A 20,201-nucleotide genomic window follows, 5' to 3' on the forward strand; every position below is an offset into this window, starting at 1 on the left:
GCAAGACCGCGCACAGGATTGCGCAAGTAGACGTCACGCCTCCCATTTTCGCGTCCGCGAAAACGCATCGTCAGGCCCGTTTTTTTCGCGGACGCGAAAATGAATCGCTAGGGGCCTGGGAAAAGAACAATCAGTGCGCGCTCTGGAGGCGCCGGGAGAGAGAAATGATAAAGAGCTTGGCGTTTAAGGAATGGCACCCTCTCGCCATCAGCCTAGGTCTAATGGCGACGGCACTCATAGCGGCCATCGTTTCCACCGTCATTGAATACCACGTTATGGAGCTGGGCATCAGCTTCGTGCTCGGTGCCTGCGCTGCACTGACCACAAGCACATGGGCAGCACGCTATCGAAAGCGCTCAATTCACACCATGCGTGATGGCTCGCTAAGCGGCAAAGCAAACGGAGAACAACCGCGCTATCTAGGCTGAAAGCCGCCCGCGCAGACAGAGCCTTGCGTATTCATCGCCAAGCGCACCCAGTACGGCAGCAAAGCTAGGCTCACAGTTTTTTTCGCGGACGCGAAAATATTGCACGGGCTTACCGACCTACCACTCAACAGCGCTCGGCTTTTTCAGCAAGCTGGTGAGGGTCAGGGTGACTTGTCGCGCTGGCCCTCACCAGCAGACACAGCGGACTCCCTGCGAATCTCATTTTCGCGTCCGCGAAAATTTCCCCTCTGGCCTCCTTAACTTCCCCATCAGGGAAGGATTCCGGGCACCTCCTATGCCAGTACGCAGGATGCGGCTTCCAGCATGACCTATAGGGGAAAGATTCCGGCTTAAAATCGGCCAGTCCACTAACGAAACAAAATCGTCTCGGCCTATCCAACTTCGCGAATGACCTCTCCCCAAAGCGGCACGAATTCCTGCTCAATAGTGTTCCCGCCGCAACCGCCCCCTCGGTGCGAGGCGAAGAAAAATACAGCCCTCAAGCGCTCTGGAACGACCATGCATAGGCGCCTTTGCTAGGCGGCAAAAGCCAGCTGCATGCATACGGTCATCCATCGCTAAACCCACGCAGGCACAGGGCACCAGTAGATACTTCCTGTATCATCGTGCGCCAGTCCGCTTGCCTCCCTCGTACCCACGGTGGGAGCAATAGCCTTTGAATTCTTATGTTGAGCTCTATGATCAATCCCACTCTCATCAAGATCCGCCAGAAGATCCAGGCACAGAAGCTGACTCTTCAAGAAGCAGCAGCGGCTATTGGTATCGGTGCCTCAGCTCTGGAGCGGCATCTCTCAGGCGAGTATGTCCGTAGTGACTCGATGGCCAAATATCGGCTCTGGCTGGAAGAGGTACAGGCTCAAAACAACCCGCAGGCCACTGCAAAGCAGCGCAGCGATGTTGAGGAGGAATTCTTGTCGCCGCTCCCTCCGATTGGAGGTATGGACACCCAATCTATAACACCTCAAAAGCCCTTGAATGTGGTTGATCTCTTTTGTGGTTGCGGCGGTATGTCCCTGGGCTTCGAGCGCTTTGACGGTGGGCGTGTATATCGTGTGGCAATGGCATTGGATATCGAAGCCCCAATGGTACGGGTCTTCAATGACAATCACCCATCGCCCTCTGGGAACCTGCCTATAGCCAGGCAGAGCGATATAACGGATTTCATGAGCGAGTCCGAGATTCAAGGCTATTACCTAGACCACCTTGCTCGGACTACTGGCGATACCGCCCTAGCCAAGGAGCTTACCGAGCTCGGCAACGGTGGCATCCCGAGCCTTAGGAAACGGCTTAGGGAACTCGACCAAGACTTTCTAGAAAATCTGCACGCCCTCAGAAGTCGTACCGATTACATCTCGGCAATCAAAAGCCTTGGCTCTGCAACACTAGGTCAGACTTCGGTTTCAGGTTTTCACAACGCGACAAAATTGCCATCAAGCGGAGGCTCTTATCCCAAGGTTGGCCCCCTAATCTGGCATCAAGACGGGGATATCCCGGACACAGTCCGCCCCTTCGATGCACCACTCGACGATAAGCTGCTACGTTCTTGCCGCTCACGCATGCGTAAACTCTGGGACAATGAGGCAGGAAAACTATCGACTCGGGCCGCTGGTGCTGGGCGCGGGCAACTTGCATCCGCTGCAGAACGGATCGACAGGTTCATGGACTTCTTAGAAAGCTCCGTGATGCGCGCAGTCAAAGCCTTGTGGGTGGAGTGGCGCGCTACACGTGAAGCTGTAAGGCGGTCCTTCTTTGAAGCCCCCCTTACTCAGGCAAGGCTCAAATCCATCTATGAAGATGGGCGACAGGTGACAGTGTTGCTCGGCGGCCCGCCCTGCCAAGGATTCAGCCGAATCGGCCGAGGAAAGATTCGCAGCCTCAAAGAGCAGAGCGTCCACGTCCATGAAGACGAGGACTCTGTCGACAGCCGAAACCAGCTGATGCATCAGTATGTCCTCTTTGTCGCGGCACTCGCCCCCAAGATCTTCCTTTTCGAGAATGTGCGTCACTTCCAAGCGGTGGTCAAAGCAGAAGGCATTGAGTTCGATGCAGCCGACATCCTGGCTGAAGCAATCGAATCAGTATCTGAGCGGGGGCTTGGCTATGCCGTATCGCGAAAAATCGTTGTTGCCTCACAACATGCAGTGCCACAGGCTCGCGAGCGCTTTGTTATGGCTGGCGTGAGAAAAGAACTGAGCAAAACCCTCTCAAGCGCGGACGCTGCGGCGTGGTGCCTGTCGCTACAGCGACGGAGAGCAGTTCCTTTACAAGTTGCGCTGGAAGAACTGCCTGAGCCCAACTTCAGCAATCAGGAGCTGCAGGAGGCCATACTCGAAAAACCGCACAGCCCTCTACGCAATGAGACCGCTGTGCCAGATCAGGCCAGTGATATCTACAGGGCCTGGGCATTCCGCGGCGCAGTGGTCGATGCACACCTTGCGCGCCCCCCTCGGCGCGACGATGAAGCATTCTTCTCGCTGATGGGGCCAGGTAAGCGCTGGATGGACTATCGCTGCGACGAAGCACCAACGCTTCAGCGACTTGCAGCGATGCTGGCGAAGCTAAACGATGCGCTCAAATCCTCCCCGGATCTAGCGGCACGTCTTGGCATATCTAATGATGAGGTCAGCAATCTGGTAGCGTCCGCAGATGGCTCATTGAGTCTTCGCCTGCTGCTAGAGAGCATTCCACCTCAACCAGGTGAACTTGAACATCATCTGCTGACGGCGACCTACCTGCGCAAACGCGAAGGTGCTCATGGCGATTGGTTGTCTCGCATGGATCCGGCACAACCATCCAAGACGATCGTCAGCCATATGGCGAAAGACACTTATGCGTTCGTCCACCCAACCCTCCCGCGCACGCTATCAGTAAGGGAAGCGGCACGGGTGCAGTCCTTCCCTGATGACTACAGGTTCGGAAGCGTTGGCCTGGTGGACGGCTTCCGAGTCGTAGGTAATGCAGTTCCCCCGCTACTGAGCCTGCAGTTTGCAGAGAGAGTCGCGCAGGTTCTATCCAAGGAAGACGTGACGCCTGGATCGAAGAAAACGCCTAATGCCGCGCCTATCATCGAATCAGAACAACTTGCCATCACCTAAGACGTCAATGCTCGCTCTGGACCTAGAGCACGCCCGTAGTACAAACATGGCAAACATCAGAGGGAGGGACACCTCCCCTGAAATACTGCTGCGCAAAGCGCTATGGCATAGCGGGTTTCGATTCCGGGTGAACTTCCGGGTCGCCGGAGTTCGCCCTGACATTGTTTTCACTGCACGCAAACTGGCGGTATTCGTTGACGGCTGTTTCTGGCATGGCTGCCCACAACACTATGTTATGCCTCGAACAAGGCCAGAGTTCTGGTCGGAGAAATTGGAGACCAACACCAGGCGAGACCGCAAACAGACCGCAGCTCTGATCGAAAGTGGGTGGCGTGTCTTAAGATTTTGGGAACATGAAATTGAATCTGATCTCGCGCATGTAACGGCAGATGTTGCAAATGCCTACCTTGATCTAGGAATGGTATTCAGAGATCGAGCAATGGTGGTAAAGGTGGAGCCTGCATGCTCAAGCGGAACTCTGGAACGCTGGTATATCGAATACTTGGTTTCTGACCAACCGGCAAGCATAGAGGTGCGCTCCAGAAAGCCGAAGAATCCTGCTCTATTCAGGTAGAACAGTACCGAGCATTCGAGTGAGCAATTCATAGCTCGATTCTCGTGCCTTAGCGCTACGACTTACCAGTCCTTCTACATCAACGCCTATCAAGTGCACTTGAGCATTTGTATCAGCATCACGATAGCTTTTAGTCCATGTCCCCGGCATCCAGGGAGCTTTCGGAACAAGGATCACTGCTTCCGACACTTTGTATCGTGTCAGGTATGCATGTATCTGATAAAAGTCTTCCCGCTTTATCCCATGTGCCGCTCCGCTCTCACTTGCACGCTTCCACTTAGCATCTGCAATCGCAACAGGCTTTTCTCCACGAGTAAAAACATAGTCTGGCCGCAGCCGGACAACTCCAGATTGCTCTTCCTCATCTACGAATAAGAACAAAGGCTCGCTTCGGGATTTGACACTTGTACCACTACCATCAACCGCAGTGGCAAGAATATTTCTTAACGCACGCTCATAGAGATGCTGCATGGGGAAAAGCAAAGAGAACGCTTGGTTACGCCCTCCAAAAGTTGGATCCGGCGACTGCCCGCTTAACAACAATCGACCTACCGCCAGCGTCTTAGACCAGCGCATTTCATATCGGGAAAGCACTAACGCATCCACTTGAGCAACACTGACTACTTTGTTGTCCACTGTTGAAAGAGTGGACAGAATCATCCCTAGCCTCTGCCGGTTGACAGCACTCCGAGTAATTCGATGCAAGAAGGTCGCTATTCCCTTGAGAACCTGGGCAAGCTGGTTGTTTACACCTAATAGGGAATGGCGAACTGGAATAATTGCGGATCCCGGCAGGCGAGTAGATAACCGCGTAAAGTCAATCCGCCCTCTCAATACAGACGAATCTTCACGCACCTCTTCATAACGCCTGGGGTGACCTTCGCGCAAAGCATTGGCCATCTCCTTCGCCACCTCAAATACCATCGCCTCCAAGGGGTCTATGGTTTCCGCACGGACCTCTGCCGAACTCTGATGTGGGTAACTGAGATAGCCGGCAGAGCGCAGAAGGTTCAACAAAAATGACTTATCACGCTCAGGTTCAGCCGTATCGAGCTTGGGTAGGATGTTGATTCGAATACGACCGAGCTGAACACAGCCGACAACCTCCCCTGCATACAGCCCTCCCCGCTTCCAGCGAAAAGCCGTAAAAGGTGCCGAGTCCGTGAGCTGTATAAGGCGGTCTGCAAACCAACGGGGGTCGACATCAGGGGGCAGCGGGACGGGCATGCCTTCCCAAGTGGTGACTTCAGGCAAAGAGTTACCCTCTGGGTTAGTTACCCGCCGCTAACGCACCAAAAAAGCGATGGAACCGCGCCCCATCCCAGCCCGCACTGCTCGGATCCCACCAATATGAGAATGTTAATGACTTCGCCTCAAAGGACTCATAGTCATCTGGCAAGCGGCTCATGAACTGAGGATCCTGGGGAGGAGACTCAAACAAGGAGATGACATCGACCCCATCACGGGACTCGCCAGCGATAGCCCGGATTTTGCTCCAGTCATCATGGAAGTATTCTGCCAGGGTCGGCAGGATATTGGCTCTCATTACATGTGCTAGTACGCGAAGCTGGCTGTCTGGCTCTTCAGCCCAAGACATAGAGGAACGGATAGCCTCAAGCTTCTCCTGCATCAGAAAAGCATGTCCAAACTCGTATCCGCTACCGAGCAACATGGATACACGGTTGTTGATTCGCCACAGCAGCGCACGTGGGCTGACACCACCATAAGCGTCAGGTACAAGCTCGGGCTGTGCAGGCACGTGCGCGAACTCGAACCTACGCCTCATAGCAAAGTCCAGAGCGGTGAGCGAGCGGTCAACCGTATTCATTGTTCCGATGATCGACACATTAGCAGGCACAGAGAAAAGCTTCTTTGAATACGGAAGCCATATCTGCTTCGCCTCGGGCTTTCCTTCGCGCTTATCAATTTCTAGCAAGGTCAGCAGCTCACCAAACACCCTCGATGGCTCCGCTCGATTTATCTCGTCAATAACCAGTGCGACCGCCCCGCCCGCCCCAGGGTCGTTTGCCTGCAATTCATAAAGCCGCCGAATTACAGATCCGATGTGAGCAGCATTGGTAAGGTCAGAAGTCGAAAGCACTCCGGTACGCCTGGCTATGATCCGCTTTAGTACGCTTGCCTTGCGAGTCGTTGGAGTATCACCGTCCTCAGGCTCCGGAACATCATTATCCTCTGGGTCAATTCCATAGTTTTCAAGCTCAAACCGCCCGGTTCCTGGAATAGAGCAGATCTGCGGCGGAAGTCCCAAATCCAAAATACGGTTTACAACAAATCGCGGTACGTACTTGTCTGTCGATATGGCAACCTTATCTTCGCGATCAGATTTGACCTGCACCACCCAGCCACCGGCATCTTTTCCAACTACTTTGCCTGCATCGCCACCTGACCCATTTTTCAGCTGCTCACCAATCTGTAAGTCCGCCTCAAATCGTGCGCGCAGACAGAGAGACTTGAACGGGCCGTCAACAACTCGGTAGGCAAGTTGCCCGGTCTCATCAACAATCGGCCGATATCCTTCGACAAAATCTTCATATGAATAGCTCGGGTGAAAGGTCACCCAAAGAATCCTACCCTCAGCGACCAAGCTCTCATGAAGCTTGCGCAATGCCTCGGCCGGATCAGCCTCCTGCTGCGCAAGGTCATAGCGCGCGGGCTCAATTGCCTTTACTGCCTCCCTGGCCGCCTGCCAGGTTTTCCCCGTACCAGGCGGGCCGTACAGGATTTTCATAGTCGGGTTCGGCAATGCGTCTCTCCATCCGCATGAGCATTGAGAGCGGTGCTAAGGACTCTGGCGAGAGCCGACTCCACCGCAAATCATCCCTGATCAAGGAACACACCATTCGCTAGATGCGTAATGGCTAGCGCTCGAAAGCAGCCTTGTGGCTGGACCAGGTCACTGGTCAGCACCCTAACCAGGTTCGCTCAATTACGCTAGATTTCGCTCAGTCATCAATGGCCGCACGTGTTTCTACTTGTGCGCATCGGCTCAAGCCAGACAGAATCCACGACTTAACTCGACCAGAAAGGTCAATGCCTTAGTTCGCCCTTGATCCACCAACCAGCGACCATAGGCGGCTTACAGGTTTATGAAACTAGAGAGTCAAATGGAGTAACAATGGAAATCAAATCAACACTTGAAGACTCGAAGGTATCCGCAAAAAGCGTTCTGATAGAAATCAAGATCAAGGACTACCTGCAACTTGCCAAATTAATCTACAAGAAGAACGACTTTCAACGAAAACGGGTCCGCAGCTCTAAGTCAGTCTACTCCCTTCTTAAGTCAGACATACTGCAAGGCTGTGTATTCCCACCCATTGTCCTTGCCTATACAAAGCAGGCTGGCACACTTGAGAAAGATCTGAGCAAGGCCATCAATGAAGACAGCGCTAACTTTGTACTTCTTGATGGTTTGCAGCGCAGCATCACGCTAATGGAAATTGAACAGGAGACAATGGATAGCCCGACAATCCAAAAAGCATTTCTTGAAAGAAAAATTCGCTGCGAAATCTACGAAGGGATAAACAAAATAGGCATTCTATATAGAATGCTAACACTCAACACCGGCCAAACCGCAATGTCCGTTCGCCATCAAATTGAGATCATGTACCTTGACTTTCTCGACACACCAATAGACGGAGTAACTTTAGTCAGAGAAGTAGACGGCGCACGCGCAAGAAACCCGAGCTCTTATAACTTCAAAGATGCAATTGAAGGTTTCAATTCATACTTAGAGAGAAGCGAATCACCTTTAGACAGAGGGGATATCCTAGACAACATCTCAAGCCTAGAGAACCTAGCAAAAGAAAATAACGGCAAAGATATTTTCAGAGACTTTATATCCGCCTGGAATAAATTCATGCTGAAAATTTCAGATTTAGATATTAAATACCCAGCCCTAGACAACTTCGACGAAGATAACGATTCACCCAATGCGTCTCGCATTTGGGGAGCCACAGGCACCCAAGCCTTTAAGAAAGCTCAAGCGATTTCAGGATTCGGCGCAGCTATTGGCTTACTAAGAGACGAAGGCGATAAGATATCGCTCGACAGCCTGGATATAGACCATATTATTATAGGTTGCGAGCCGGAAGATTTTATAATTCACTTTAATGAACTAATCGAGCTAATAAACGAAAAAGCCAAAAGAATTGGCAATGCTCAAAGACTATTTTTTAGGCAATTTTTTAAAATGCTATTCTGGAATCACTCTGGATGCCACTTAAACTTAAAAAAAGCACTGGACGAGGCATATACAAGCACTGTTAGAATTGGCATATAACCCATGTCAAGAATCAAAAAACTCAAAAGGCTTTGTTTTTCAAGGCCCGACAAAACCACAATAGCGCTAGACATACCAGAAAACTTATCACAACAACTCATAAATCTTATAAATTTCGCTGACTACAGCGTACACATAATAAAAGCAAACAGAACAATCGCAGAATCAGAATACTCAATTATAGAATTAGAAAGCGCAGGGACGGTAGGCTACTTAATTCCCAGTGAATCGATTCTCTCCGAGGAGAACCCTAACAACAAAAATATACATTACGCAGCCTACAGCTTAATTGCCGCTGCGATCATCTGCGAAAACTCATTCAAAGGAAATTATTCACTGGCCCACAAAGACCATGCTAACGCCAGCAGTGCGCCCATGGTATTTGCAGAGAACAGCTTTTACTTAGTCACTTGGAATATAAAAATCCCAGACCATACCAATTTACCCAAAAACTACGCGATATACTTTGCAAGCAAAGGACTGACATTTAGCCCAGATCAAACCCAACCACTAGCACTTACCGCACCACAACAACTCAAGGGCTCGCCCCTCAGAATAAAAAAAACCAAAGACTTACCAGATTACATAGTTACCATATTGACAGAGCTAATTCCATGCACTGAAAATCCATTTCTCCGCTTCTTTTACATATATCAGGTTATTGAATTTTTAATGTCCGATGAGTTCAACGCACGAGTTCAATCCTTAAAGATTAAATTTGGAGCAACCGCCACGCACTCAGTGACAGACCTGAAAGACATACTTAAGGACTTTCAAAAGGCTACAAAAGAAGACTCACGAATAAATAGCGTACTATGCCCCGCCTGCCCCACAACAGGGATTTCAGCCGAAAAAATACTAACGACACTCAATATTCAACACACCGAAATGACTTTCGCTGACAAGATCTATAAAATCAGAAATACTTTATTCCATGACTACCAGCGCGTTCATCCGTACATGGAATCCATGTCCACACTTAGTGACAACTTATTCACATACCTTATCGAAAAGAAAATGCCCTACTAAGAATCTAGCGCTCGTTTGAAACGATTACATCAACTTAATGAAGACTCGTTTTAACTCGCATACCCCTCAAAAATAAAAAGTCATCGCCCCAAGCACAAGGACGCTCACTGGAAACTTTTTAAAACAGCGCTAAGCATTCCCGCGAGTAAGTCGGCTCCATGCTCGAACAGCTGAGATCGGCATAGACATGATTGAAGCTGCGGAAAACGAGCCCGCTTGGTGCGGAGAGGCTAAACACAATGCATGCTTGGATGGAAGGCATGGGAACATTGTGCAGAAGCAAAGCCGTTCCGCATTTTTGCGGTTCGGATAGAGCTATCGAAGAAGCCGGCCTCTCAGAACCGCGCAAACAAAGGCACTGCCGAAAGGGGATTGGCCGCTCTGAGTTGCTGGCAAAGAGGCGCTGCCTCGTCCTAACACAGCGTCAGCTGCCGCGTATCACTCCCCAGCAACCGATCAGTACGACGCCACAATGAGCCGAATAGCCAGAACAATCGGCTCACGCAATGAGCCGAATGCCGATATTGAATTCCTTCGCCCATTGCGCTTGCCGCATAGAGGTACACAAAACAGTACACTGGCGGTACAGTCCCCGGCTTAGATAGGTTTCGCTAAATTGCGATCAAGCCCCTCTACAAAGCTACCTTCAGCTGACTGTACCTGCACTAAGCTACGCCCGATTTCACTGGGTTTGCAGCGTTTCTAGGCAACTCATAATCCTTTGGTCCACGGTTCGAGTCCGTGTGGGCCCACCAACTTGCAAAGCCGCGCACTGCGCGGCTTTCGTATTTCTGGATGGTTGTCCACCGCCGTTTCACACCCGGGCAGCGTCCACAACTTGTCCACCCTTCCAGAAATGCCACCATGGCGTAGAGTCCACGAACCGCCTTCCCAGCTCCATCGCAGTCTCCAGAATGTCTGCGGCATCCTTGAAATCTTCGGCGTCCAGCGACCCAATGAACAACACGCCACCTTCACTGATATCCGCCTTGACGCTATCGGCCAACTGGTGGAAGCGAACAACCATCCGCGCTTCACCGGCACTCAACGAACCCAAGCGATTCACGTTCGACTGGTACACCCGGTTGTAGTGTTCTCCAATGGGGACTTGAAACTGAAAGTCGGACGAGGAAAGCGTGTCGAGCTGCCATTGCTCTAGGTTCGACAGTGTCGCCTCTGCTGCCCGGATATCCCTCAAGTAGCCCCTGATTTCCACAATCTCAATCAGTGCCGACACCTCGGCAAGCAGCGCAGCACGAACGCTTCGGCGCTCACTTTTTGCCTGTTTCAGCCATATCAGATAAGGGCCGCCTGCAGCGGTTACACCCGTTACCAGCCCCACGAGAACGGTTGTCCAATCCACTCCCTTAATCACAGCCGTCCAATCCACCGCATCAATCATCGTCTGCACTCACAGTTGGGCCGGCAGCAGCCATGGGATTGAGGCTCACCACATCAGCCAGGTGCCCCGGGCTGAAATGGGCATACTTTTGCGTCATAGCCAGGGTGGTGCGCCCCAGTACGAGCTGCAGGGTCAGGATGTCGCCGCCGTTCATCATAATGGCTGGCGAAGCTGTGGCGCAGGACGTGGGTCAGCTGGCCGTCTGGGAGCTCCAGCCCGATCAACCCCACCACCTTGCGGAAGATGTTGTAGCCCGGACGGAACGGCAGCGCGGAATCGAGGCGCCCCAGCAGGTCGGCGCTGATCGGCACCGTGCGGTTCTTGCTGGATTTCGTCTTGCTGTAGTGAATCAGGCAGCCAAGTCTCTTGTGAGAGCGATCGCAGGTGAGATCCGGTCGTAACCTGCGCACCGAGCGAATCAAAGGAATCATCGACGGCAGTCCCCCCACAGGCTCGGCAATTCGGCGAACCAGGCGCTGCCCGGCTCTTCCACAATTCGCTGCAGCACGAGCGTGGCGCTCGGCAAATGTCTAGCCAACACCCTGAAGTGGAGCTTGTCGCCGCGGGAGGAGCTGCAACCGTGGTCGCGGTCGACTCCAGAGTACGGCATGAACTGGACCACCTCGACGCTATCCGCTCGAGCCTGGATGGACAACGAGGCAAACTCGCCCGCCCCCTGCTCCGCCAGCACCTCAAGCACGTCGCTGCGTCGTACCCGCCACTCGAAACCCAGCGGCCGCCCCCGGGCAAACCGCGCCGAACTCAAGACATCCCGGTCGCAAAGGCCCAGCACGTGGATAGTTGGAGATTCCTCCGTCTGCGTACGCTCAGCTTCATTCAAGCAGGCGTTGAATACATGCAAGAGCTCGCGCAGGGTAGGCCCGACAACAAAGGGTATGGCCACTTTCTTGTTCTCCCGTTCACATCCAGATAAAGGCCGGTCGCCAACCCAGCCACCCAATCACCTTTCACACTCTGCTACCCCGCATCGGCTCACAGAGGAAAAGGCGACAGTTTTATTCAGGCCCACCTACTTGGCCCAGTTCAGTCTCTGCGCGTCTTGGCGATCTCTTCCAGCGCCTGAGCGGCGGGCACTTCTTCCAGCTGCCAACGGATCACGATCAGCTTTTCGTCCTTGCGATTCCAAGCAGAAAGGCGGAGGAAATAGCGCTGCCCTGGTTGCAGGTCCAGTTGCTGAGAGATCGGGCGATCGTTCGGCATACTGTCCGCCAGCCAGGGCGCCCACACCTGGGAAAAGCGTTGCGGTCCCGGCGGAAGGCGCAGAAGCACATGCCCGTTGTTCGAGAGCCGGACGCTCGCGTGCGGCGGCGCCTCGATGATCGCGGTGCGTGCCCGGAGCGTTCCAGCAGAGGGACGATAGACATAGACCAGCGCCTCATCCGGCGCTGCTTGCGCATCGCTGAACTGCGGACCGTTTGCGGAGCACCCGCTTAGCATGAGGATCAGCCCGAGAACTGCGGAAGCATGCCGGCGGCAAGAAGAAAACGGCAGGATTGAAAGCATGTTTGATCCGTTCAGCGTGCAAGAAGACAGATATAGCCGGCGCTATTGTTGACGGGCTTGCTCCCACGCGGAGCATGGGAGCCACCAGGAGTGGGGGTCATCGGGCGGCGTGATACAGGACGCGAAGCCTGGGAGTCCGCGGCAATCCGCCAACCTCAGCCAGCACTCTCCTCGATCAACCAATCCAGCCGCCAGCCGCTCTCGCCCTGGGCCAGCAGTTGTGCCAGCCAGGGCAACAGCTCGCGCAGCTCCTCTTCCAGACCCCAGGGCGGGTTGGCGATGGCCAGGCCGGAGCCGTTGAGGCGCTCGGCGCTATCGGGGGACTGCACGTAGAGTTCGGCGCGCAGCATCTTCGGCGCGCCGCTCTTTTCCAGGCCCTGGTGGAAGCGCTTGAGCTGGCGCAGGTCCTTGATCGGGTACCAGACCGCGACCACCGCCTGGCGCATGCGGCCGATGGCTTCCTTGACCGACTGCGCGCAGCGCTCCATCTCGTCGAGCTGTTCGAAGGGCGGGTCGATCAGCAGCAGCACGCGCTTCTCGCGAGTCGGCAGCAGGGCGCGCGGCACGTGCCAGCCCTCGCCCAGGTGTACGGCGACGCGGCGGTCGGCCTTCATGTTGTCCTTGAGCAGGCGGCCGTCCTCGGGATGCTTCTCATTGAGCTGCAGGCGGTCCTGCTCCCGGCTCAGCCGCCGCGCCAGCTCCGGCGAGCCGGGGTAATAGCGCAGCGTGCCGTTGGGGTTGAGTGCGGCGACCACACTGAGGTAGTCCTCGACCAGTGCCGGGCGCGGCGTGGCAGCCCAGAGCCGGGCGATGCCCTGCAGCCATTCGCCGGTGCGGCTGGCGGCATCGCCGTGCAGGTCGTACAGGCCGATGCCGGCGTGGCTGTCGAGGTAGGCGTAGGGCGCGTCTTTCTTGCCCAGCAGGGCGAGCAGGCGAGCAAGGACGATGTGCTTGAGGACGTCGGCGTGGTTGCCGGCGTGGAAGGCGTGGCGGTAGTTCATGGCAGCTCCCGGATCAGGCGGCGGATTCTATCAGGCTGCCGAAAATCCGCTCGCAGAGGCGATCTGGCCGGTATCTGTCGGCAACCTTTAGAGCGGATGTCGGTAACGTGCCGGTTTGGTCGCCGTTCAGCTGTTGCCGTCCTCGACAAGAATCCCTTTCGGAGTGCATGGAGGGCGCGGAACAGAGCCCCGGACGCGCATGACCGGTCGACTTCTGGCGCGGCATCACGAACTTGGATGGTGCTAGGCGGGGCTTGCGCGGGCCGCCTATCATCCCTGCACTTAACCGGAGGTATGTCCAATGTCCGAGACCCTGCTCAGCTCCCGCAACCTTGCCTTCGAACTCTATGAAGTGCTGGACGCGGAATCCCTGACCCAGCGCGAGCGCTTCGCCGACCACAGCCGCGAAACCTTTGACGCCGCCCTGGGCACTGCACGCACCATCGCCGAGAAGTTCTTCGCCCCGCACAACCGCAAGAACGACGAGAACGAGCCGGAGTACGTGGACGGAGCGGCCGTGCTGATCCCGGAGGTCAAGCCGGCGGTCGATGCCTTCATCGAGGCCGGCTTCCAGAACGCCTCGCGCAGCTTCGAAGACGGCGGCATGCAGATGCCCAACCTGCTCGCGCGCGCCTGCTTCGCCCACTTCCAGTCGGCCAACATCGCCACCAGCTCCTACCCGATGCTGACCATGGGCGCCGGCCACCTGATCGAAGTGTTCGGCAACGAAGAGCAGAAGCAGCGCTTCCTCAAGCCGATGATCGACGGCCGCTTCTTCGGCACCATGGCGCTGACCGAGCCGCATGCCGGCTCCTCGCTGTCGGACCTGCGCACCAGGGCCGAGCCGGCCGGCGACGGCACCTATCGCCTGAAGGGCAACAAGATCTTCATCTCCGGCGGCGACCACCCGCTGTCCGAGAACATCATCCACATGGTCCTGGCCAAGCTGCCGGACGCCCCGCCCGGCGTGAAGGGCATCAGCCTGTTCATCGTGCCCAAGTTCCTGGTCAACGATGACGGCAGCCTGGGCAAGCGCAACGACGTGATCCTCGCCGGCCTGTTCCACAAGATGGGCTGGCGCGGCACCACCAGCACCGCGCTGAACTTCGGCGACAACGGCGATTGCGTCGGCTACCTGGTCGGTGAGCCGCACAAGGGCCTGAACTACATGTTCCAGATGATGAACGAGGCACGCATCGGCGTCGGCATGGGCGCGATCATGCTCGGCTACGCCGGCTACCTGTATTCGCTGGACTACGCCCGCGAGCGTCCCCAGGGTCGCCTGCCCGATGGCAAGGACCCGACCAGCCCGCAGGTCTCGATCATCGAGCACACCGACGTCAAGCGCATGCTGCTGACCCAGAAGGCCTACGTCGAAGGCGCCTTCGACCTCGGCCTGTTCTGTGCCCGCCTGGTCGATGACGGCCACACCGGCGTAAGCGAGGAAGAGCGCAAGAACGCCGACGAGCTGCTCGACCTGCTGACCCCGATCGTCAAGTCCTGGCCGTCCGAGTACTGCCTCAAGGCCAACGAACTGGCGATCCAGATCCTCGGCGGCCACGGCTACACCCGCGAGTACCCGGTCGAGCAGTACTACCGCGACAACCGCCTGAACCCGATCCACGAAGGCACCCACGGCATCCAGTCGCTGGACCTGCTGGCACGCAAGGTCACCCAGAACAAGGGCGCCGGCCTGCGCCAGCTGGTTGGCCTGATGCAGAGCGCCTGCAAGCGCGCCGCCGCCTACGAGTCGCTGACCGAACTGCGCCAGCCGCTGGAGAAGCTGCTGGAGCGCCTGACCGGCACCACCACCGGCCTGATCGGCGACCTGATGGCCGGCAAGGTCAGTCTGGCGCTGGCCAACTCCGCCCTCTACCTCAAGGTCTTCGGCCATGCGGTGATCGGCTGGCGCTGGCTGGAGCAGGCGATCCGCGCCGAGGAAGGCCTGGCTCGCGGCAACTCCGCAGACGAAGCCTTCTACAAGGGCAAGCTGCAAGCCGCGCGCTACTTCCTGACCTGGGAAGTGCCGGGCTGTCATCACGAGCTGGATCTGCTCGACGCCCGCGACCCGACCTGCCTGGACATGCAGGACGGCTGGTTCTAAGCGACCCGCCAGACCAAAGCCCCGCTCGGCCTGCCGCGCGGGGCTTTTTATTGAGCGCAGCGCTGGATGAGGGAAGCGCCGGCGTGCAGACTGCCGGGCGCGGCCTGGAGCGCTTGGCGGCGAGTCGCCTGAACCATCCCTCACCCGCCTTCGGCACCCTCTCCCGATGGAGAGGGAAAAAGCCGAGACGCCGCGCCCACACGCATGGGGACCGTGCTTCAAATTAGGCTATCTGCCACTATTGGCACACCGCCGCCGAAGGCGCTGTGTCCGACCGAGAGACAATGATGTCCCGCCGCCACCTCCGCTACCTGCTGACGCTGCCCTGGCTGCTGCTCGGCCTGCTTACGCTGCCGCTCCAGGCGGCACTGCAACTGCAGGAAAACAGCCCGCCGCAGTCGCTCACCGCACAGGTCGAGTACCTCGCCGACCCGACAGGCACGCTGCGCCTTGATGACCTGCTGACCGCCAGCCAAGCGCCTGCATGGCGCCGCGCCAGCAAACTCAACTTCGGCTATGTCGACGGCGCCATATGGCTGCGCCTGACGCTACAGTCGGTGCAGTCGCAAACCGGCGACTGGCGCCTGGAGTTCAGCTATCCGTCGCTAGATCGCATTACGCTGTTCGACGTCGGCAGCGACGGCGTTCGGCTCGGCCAGGCTGGTGACATGCTGCCGTTCCAGCAGCGCAGCGTCGCCAATCGCGCACCGGTGTTCGACATCCGCCTGCAACCGGGAGAGCGGCGCACGCTCTATGTCCGCGCCAGTTCCGAGGGAGCCATGACGCTGGACGGCACCCTGTATGCACGCAACCAGCATGAGCGCCACAGTGTCGATGGCTACCTCGTGCACGCCATGTACTCAGGCACCCTGATAGCACTGGGTTGCTACAACCTGCTGCTGTTCTTCGCCCTGCGCGAACGCCCCTTCCTCTATTACGCGCTCTTCGTCAGTGCATTCTTCGTTGGCATCCTCGGCCTCAACGGTCTGGGCGCGCAGTTCCTCTGGAGCGGCGGCAACTGGTGGACCAACCGCGCGCTGCCGTTCGGCATCAATGCCGCCGCGGCGATCGGCCTGCTGTTCGCTCGCAGCTTTCTCGATACAGCGAAATGGATGCCGCGCGGCGATCGCTGGCTGCGCCTGGCGACGATTCTCCTCTCCGGCTGTGCCCTGGCGACCCTGCTGCTGCCGGTGCAACAGGCGCTGCAGCTGATGTCGATCTCGGGGCTGTGCATGTGTGTCTGCACGCTGATTACCGGCTTCGTCTGCGTACGCAAGGGCGCGCCGGGGGCCGCGCTGTTCCTGCTTGCCTGGCTGACCCTGCTGCTCGGCGCCAGCCTGCTGGCCTTGCGCAACTTTGCGCTGATCCCGAGCAACGCCTTCACCATGCACGCCATGCAGATCGGCTCGGCGCTGGAGATGATCCTGCTGTCGCTGGCGCTGGCCGCACGCTTCAACGAGCTCAAACGACAGAAGGAGCAGGTGCTGCAGAGTCACGAACGGCAACTGGAGCACCGCGTCGCCGAACGTACCGAGGCGCTCGAAGAGGCCAACCGGCAACTCAGTTCGATGGCCATGCAGGACGCGCTGACCCAGCTGGCCAACCGCACCTCGCTGCAGCGCCAGCTGGACCAGGCGATCCAGCGGGCGAAGCGGCGCAACGAAACGCTGGCAGTGATGCTCATCGACCTGGATGGCTTCAAGCCGATCAACGATCTGCACGGCCACGAGCTGGGCGATCAGGTGCTGATCGAGATCGCCCGGCGACTGCGTGACTGCGCCCGGGACAGCGATCTGCCGGCGCGCCTGGGCGGCGACGAATTCGTCCTGATTTGCGAAGCCATCCATTCTGCCGAGCATGCCCTGGAGGTCGCTGAGCGCATCCTGACCGGACTGCACGCCCCGATCCTGCTGGGCGAACTCTGCCTGCAGGTCGGCGCCAGCATCGGCATCGTCCTCAGCCGCGGCGAAGAAAGCGGCACCACGCTGATCCGCCAGGCGGATGCGGCGATGTACGCAGCCAAGGCCGCCGGCCGCAACCGGGTGATGCTCGCACATGCACTGAACAGAGCCTGACGCCCTGGTGACGGGTGACTGGCGGCAGACTGACGTGTCTTTTCATGTACCGAATCAGCACGCTTCCCGCTCCAGCAATCACCGGAGCACACCCCGTGGATCAGCAGATGAAAGTCGACTCGGAAAAACTCAGATTGCTGCGCGAGACGCGCGGCTGGTCGCAGGAACACCTCGCCGCCGTGGCCGGCATCAGTGCACGCACCCTGCAGCGCATGGAGGCCGACGGCAGCGCCTCGGCGGACTCGCGCATGGCCGTGGCAGCAGCTCTGGGGCTGGACGTGGCGGAACTTTGCGCCGGTGCAGCATCTGCGCCGGCAGCCCACCCACGCATCGCGGCACCGGTCGTGCGCCTGCCTGGGGCCAAGCGGCGCGCCTGGCGTATCCATCTGACGCTCTATGTGCTGATCTGCGGCGCACTGCTGTTGGGCAACCTGCTCGCTAACGGCGCTCCCGGCTGGGCAGTCTGGCCCGCCCTCGGCTGGGGGCTCGGCGTGACGTTGCACGGCCTGCGCCTGAGACGTGCGCTGCCGACGCCACTCGTCGGCCGTTAGCGCTGCCACCATTCCGGGGGAGTGCCGCGCCGGGCGCCACGGGCGACACTCCCTCCCGAGCCACGGCAAGGAGCCGCTGGCGCCCGTTCAACCAAGGATGATCCTGCCCATGACCCTGCAACCGCCGGAATACGACGATCCCGCACCGCTCACTCCACAGACCGCGGCAGACCACGCGGGATTGCCCGCGCAGCTGCTGATGCTGGGCATCGCGCTACTGCTCAACCTTCTATTGGCGGTGGCGATCATCGCTGCAGTGCCGCAGTTCGCGGACGTATTTCGCAACTTCGGCGCGGAGCTGCCACTGGCGACCCGCCTGGCCATCCAGTTCTATCCGCTGGCGGCCGTGCTGCCGTTGCTGATACCGGTGGCCTGGTTTGTCTGGCCGAATCACGCGTCCCGTGGCCTGGGCGCGCTGCTCACCAGCATCGCCTGCATCCTGCTGGTGCCGCTGGCCTTCGGCTATGCCCTGTACCTGCCGATATTCCGGCTCGGTGAAGTCGTCTAGGCGCCGCTGCCCGCAACACCTACCAGCCAGCGCCAAGAACCGCAGCGAAAAGCAGCGCACCCCGCCCTGAGCTGACATTCAGGCAACCGGGCCATCTGGCGGTAGGCCGGCAAGCGCGAAACATCCATTCTGCGCAGCAGCAGATGAGCGCTCTTCTCCGAGCCCCTGACTGAGCCACGCTGATAGCGTCCTGCACAGCCCCGCCGAGCCCGGTTTTCGCGAGGTTCTAGCGCTCGCCCGGAGGCAACTGCTGCTCACTCGGCTGGTCGGCGGCGGTGTTCTGCAGCTTTTCGGCGTTGCGCTCGACCATATCGTGGCTGTCGTTTTCGCCATCAGGCGAACAGCCGGCGAGCAGGGCGCCACTCAGGGCAAGGCAGGCGAACAGGAATCGGGGCATGGGACCTCCACGGCGGGGCGCGAGATGCGCCCTTCTGCAGATGGACCGGTGTGCGCCAGTCGAGTTCGCCAGCGTTCAGCGCATCGCGGCCACTGCTGGCTCCTGCCTACAGGCGGCCACCGGCGTGGCGGCAACCACCTCGCGCAGGTGCTGGCGGTAGTCGCCCTGCAGTGCCTGGGTATCTTCCTTGCCGGCATGCTCGCCGATGATCCAGGTCTCCTGCTTCGGCAACCCGGCCTCGGCATAGGCGGTGATGTCGGTGGCGGCATTGCCGTAGGCACGAACGATGTTCAGCCCGACCTCCTCGCGCAGATAGCGGATGTAATCCGCCTTGTGCGCCACCGTGCCGCGACGGGTCGGAAAACCGCCGTACATCTTGGTCCGGTAGTGCCAGGCCGGCAGTCCCTGCTCGTTCAGCCAGTCGCGGCCATCGCGGGTCACCCAGTAGGGCCGCGCGGTCAGGTAGAGGATGCGATAGCCCTTGTCCCGATACGCCTGCACCGTCTGCGCCGCCTGCTCGTAGGGCGTTGCCCGTCGCACGCCGGCGTAGTCGGCATAGGCCTCACCGTCGCTCAGGGTAAGGGTGCCGTCGATGTCGAAGAGCACCGCTTCGCGACCCGGCTCGACCACCGACAGCCAGCCGTCGGCACTGGAGCCATCGCCTTCCACACGCAGATGCACGCGGTAGTCGCCGAGCGGGCGCGGCGCCAGCTCCAGCTCGATCTTGCCGTCACTGTCGGTGGTGTGCACGCCAAGGCTCTCCCACTCCTGCATGCCGCTGCCGAACAGCCAGGCCTGCACACGCTCGCCCTCCAGGTCCTTGTGCATGACCAGGTCGTAGTCGAACTTGGCGACCAGCCGCGCGCTCTGCCCCTCGGCGACCAGCACGTCGTGAACCATGTGCCAGGGCTGGTAGCGCTCGGCGAGTAGGCTGTTGTGCAGCTTGAGGAAGGGCTGCTGCTCCAGTGCCGGCAAGGGCGGCGCGGCCAGCGGCGCCTGGTAGTCGGGACAGGCCGCGTGAAGCATCAGCGGCAGGGCGGAGAACAGCGCGGCGATCATCCTGGACTTCATGTTCGGCATCCTTGAGGGCATCGATCGGCACCCGCCGTGCGACCGAGGGTAGCGACGCGGGCGAACCAGCAGGCGGTTGAGGTATCGAAGACTAATGCCGCACGTCCGCCAGAGGAGCGCC

17 protein-coding genes and 1 pseudogene are annotated in these 20,201 nt (G+C 58.1%); 9 read left to right on the forward strand and 9 right to left on the reverse strand.

What is annotated here, in order from left to right; all coding sequences use genetic code 11:
• Positions 1-164: 164 nt before the first annotated feature.
• From DBO85_RS06805 to DBO85_RS19645, 3 genes are all read left to right on the forward strand, one after another.
• The gene (locus DBO85_RS06805; RefSeq protein ID WP_108106511.1) at positions 165-428 is read left to right on the forward strand and encodes a hypothetical protein; all 264 of its coding nucleotides are present in this window, start codon (positions 165-167) and stop codon (positions 426-428) included.
• A gap of 698 nt (positions 429-1,126) precedes the next feature.
• Positions 1,127-3,544 (forward strand): DNA cytosine methyltransferase, encoded by a 2,418-nt coding sequence (locus tag DBO85_RS06810; protein WP_108106630.1) that lies wholly within the window; start codon positions 1,127-1,129, stop codon positions 3,542-3,544.
• 7 nt (positions 3,545-3,551) lie between these two features.
• Positions 3,552-4,118, forward strand: a complete 567-nt coding sequence (locus DBO85_RS19645) for a very short patch repair endonuclease (RefSeq protein ID WP_108106512.1) — start codon at positions 3,552-3,554, stop codon at positions 4,116-4,118.
• On the opposite strand, the gene DBO85_RS06820 is transcribed toward DBO85_RS19645, so the two are convergent.
• Positions 4,107-5,372, reverse strand: coding sequence for an McrC family protein (locus DBO85_RS06820; protein WP_158268879.1), 1,266 nt, complete (start codon positions 5,370-5,372; stop codon positions 4,107-4,109). The two genes, DBO85_RS19645 and DBO85_RS06820, sit on opposite strands and share 12 nt — an antisense overlap.
• Before the next feature lie 16 nt (positions 5,373-5,388).
• A complete protein-coding gene (locus DBO85_RS06825) occupies positions 5,389-6,867 on the reverse strand; it encodes an McrB family protein (RefSeq protein ID WP_233356565.1) in 1,479 nt (492 codons plus the stop codon).
• Positions 6,868-7,254: 387 nt separating this feature from the next.
• Here DBO85_RS06825 and DBO85_RS06830 point away from each other — a divergent pair, with 387 nt between their 5' ends.
• Together DBO85_RS06830 and DBO85_RS19060 are read left to right on the forward strand one after the other, a co-directional pair.
• On the forward strand, positions 7,255-8,418 hold the full coding sequence (locus DBO85_RS06830; RefSeq protein WP_108106515.1) for a hypothetical protein: 1,164 nt from the start codon (positions 7,255-7,257) through the stop codon (positions 8,416-8,418).
• Positions 8,419-8,421: 3 nt separating this feature from the next.
• Positions 8,422-9,447, forward strand: coding sequence for a hypothetical protein (locus DBO85_RS19060; RefSeq protein ID WP_146168177.1), 1,026 nt, complete (start codon positions 8,422-8,424; stop codon positions 9,445-9,447).
• An 814-nt stretch (positions 9,448-10,261) separates the two neighbouring features.
• Here DBO85_RS19060 and DBO85_RS06835 read toward each other — a convergent pair.
• The 5 genes and pseudogenes from DBO85_RS06835 to DBO85_RS06855 form a co-directional block, all read right to left on the reverse strand.
• Positions 10,262-10,849 carry a hypothetical protein gene (locus tag DBO85_RS06835; protein ID WP_108106516.1) on the reverse strand — a complete coding sequence of 196 codons (588 nt, stop codon included), beginning with the start codon at positions 10,847-10,849 and terminating at the stop codon, positions 10,262-10,264.
• Positions 10,842-11,208, reverse strand: a pseudogene (locus DBO85_RS06840) (tyrosine-type recombinase/integrase); the annotation flags it as partial. The gene DBO85_RS06835 and the pseudogene DBO85_RS06840, both read right to left, overlap by 8 nt.
• Before the next feature lie 68 nt (positions 11,209-11,276).
• The gene (locus tag DBO85_RS06845; RefSeq protein ID WP_108106517.1) at positions 11,277-11,753 is read right to left on the reverse strand and encodes a hypothetical protein; all 477 of its coding nucleotides are present in this window, start codon (positions 11,751-11,753) and stop codon (positions 11,277-11,279) included.
• 140 nt (positions 11,754-11,893) lie between these two features.
• Complete coding sequence (locus DBO85_RS06850; RefSeq protein ID WP_146168178.1) at positions 11,894-12,373, reverse strand: hypothetical protein; 480 nt, start codon at positions 12,371-12,373, stop codon at positions 11,894-11,896.
• Between the two features lie 155 nt (positions 12,374-12,528).
• On the reverse strand, positions 12,529-13,374 hold the full coding sequence (locus tag DBO85_RS06855; protein ID WP_108106519.1) for a 23S rRNA (adenine(2030)-N(6))-methyltransferase RlmJ: 846 nt from the start codon (positions 13,372-13,374) through the stop codon (positions 12,529-12,531).
• Positions 13,375-13,675: 301 nt separating this feature from the next.
• Between DBO85_RS06855 and DBO85_RS06860 the strand changes: the two genes are divergently transcribed.
• From DBO85_RS06860 to DBO85_RS06875, 4 genes are all read left to right on the forward strand, one after another.
• Positions 13,676-15,478: an acyl-CoA dehydrogenase gene (locus DBO85_RS06860; protein WP_108106520.1), complete on the forward strand. Its 1,803-nt coding sequence runs from the start codon at positions 13,676-13,678 to the stop codon at positions 15,476-15,478.
• Positions 15,479-15,765: 287 nt separating this feature from the next.
• Positions 15,766-17,553, forward strand: a complete 1,788-nt coding sequence (locus DBO85_RS06865; RefSeq protein WP_233356566.1) for a diguanylate cyclase — start codon at positions 15,766-15,768, stop codon at positions 17,551-17,553.
• Between the two features lie 107 nt (positions 17,554-17,660).
• Positions 17,661-18,104, forward strand: coding sequence for a helix-turn-helix domain-containing protein (locus DBO85_RS06870; protein ID WP_158268880.1), 444 nt, complete (start codon positions 17,661-17,663; stop codon positions 18,102-18,104).
• 109 nt (positions 18,105-18,213) lie between these two features.
• Complete coding sequence (locus tag DBO85_RS06875; protein WP_146168179.1) at positions 18,214-18,612, forward strand: hypothetical protein; 399 nt, start codon at positions 18,214-18,216, stop codon at positions 18,610-18,612.
• Between the two features lie 226 nt (positions 18,613-18,838).
• On the opposite strand, the gene DBO85_RS19310 is transcribed toward DBO85_RS06875, so the two are convergent.
• Positions 18,839-19,009 carry a hypothetical protein gene (locus DBO85_RS19310; protein ID WP_177429744.1) on the reverse strand — a complete coding sequence of 57 codons (171 nt, stop codon included), beginning with the start codon at positions 19,007-19,009 and terminating at the stop codon, positions 18,839-18,841.
• A 75-nt stretch (positions 19,010-19,084) separates the two neighbouring features.
• Positions 19,085-20,080 carry a lipin/Ned1/Smp2 family protein gene (locus DBO85_RS06880; RefSeq protein ID WP_108106524.1) on the reverse strand — a complete coding sequence of 332 codons (996 nt, stop codon included), beginning with the start codon at positions 20,078-20,080 and terminating at the stop codon, positions 19,085-19,087.
• Between the last annotated feature and the right edge of the window lie 121 nt (positions 20,081-20,201).

The sequence above is a fragment of the Pseudomonas mangrovi genome, assembly GCF_003052585.1.
Taxonomy (GTDB): Bacteria; Pseudomonadota; Gammaproteobacteria; order Pseudomonadales; family Pseudomonadaceae; genus Aquipseudomonas; species Aquipseudomonas mangrovi.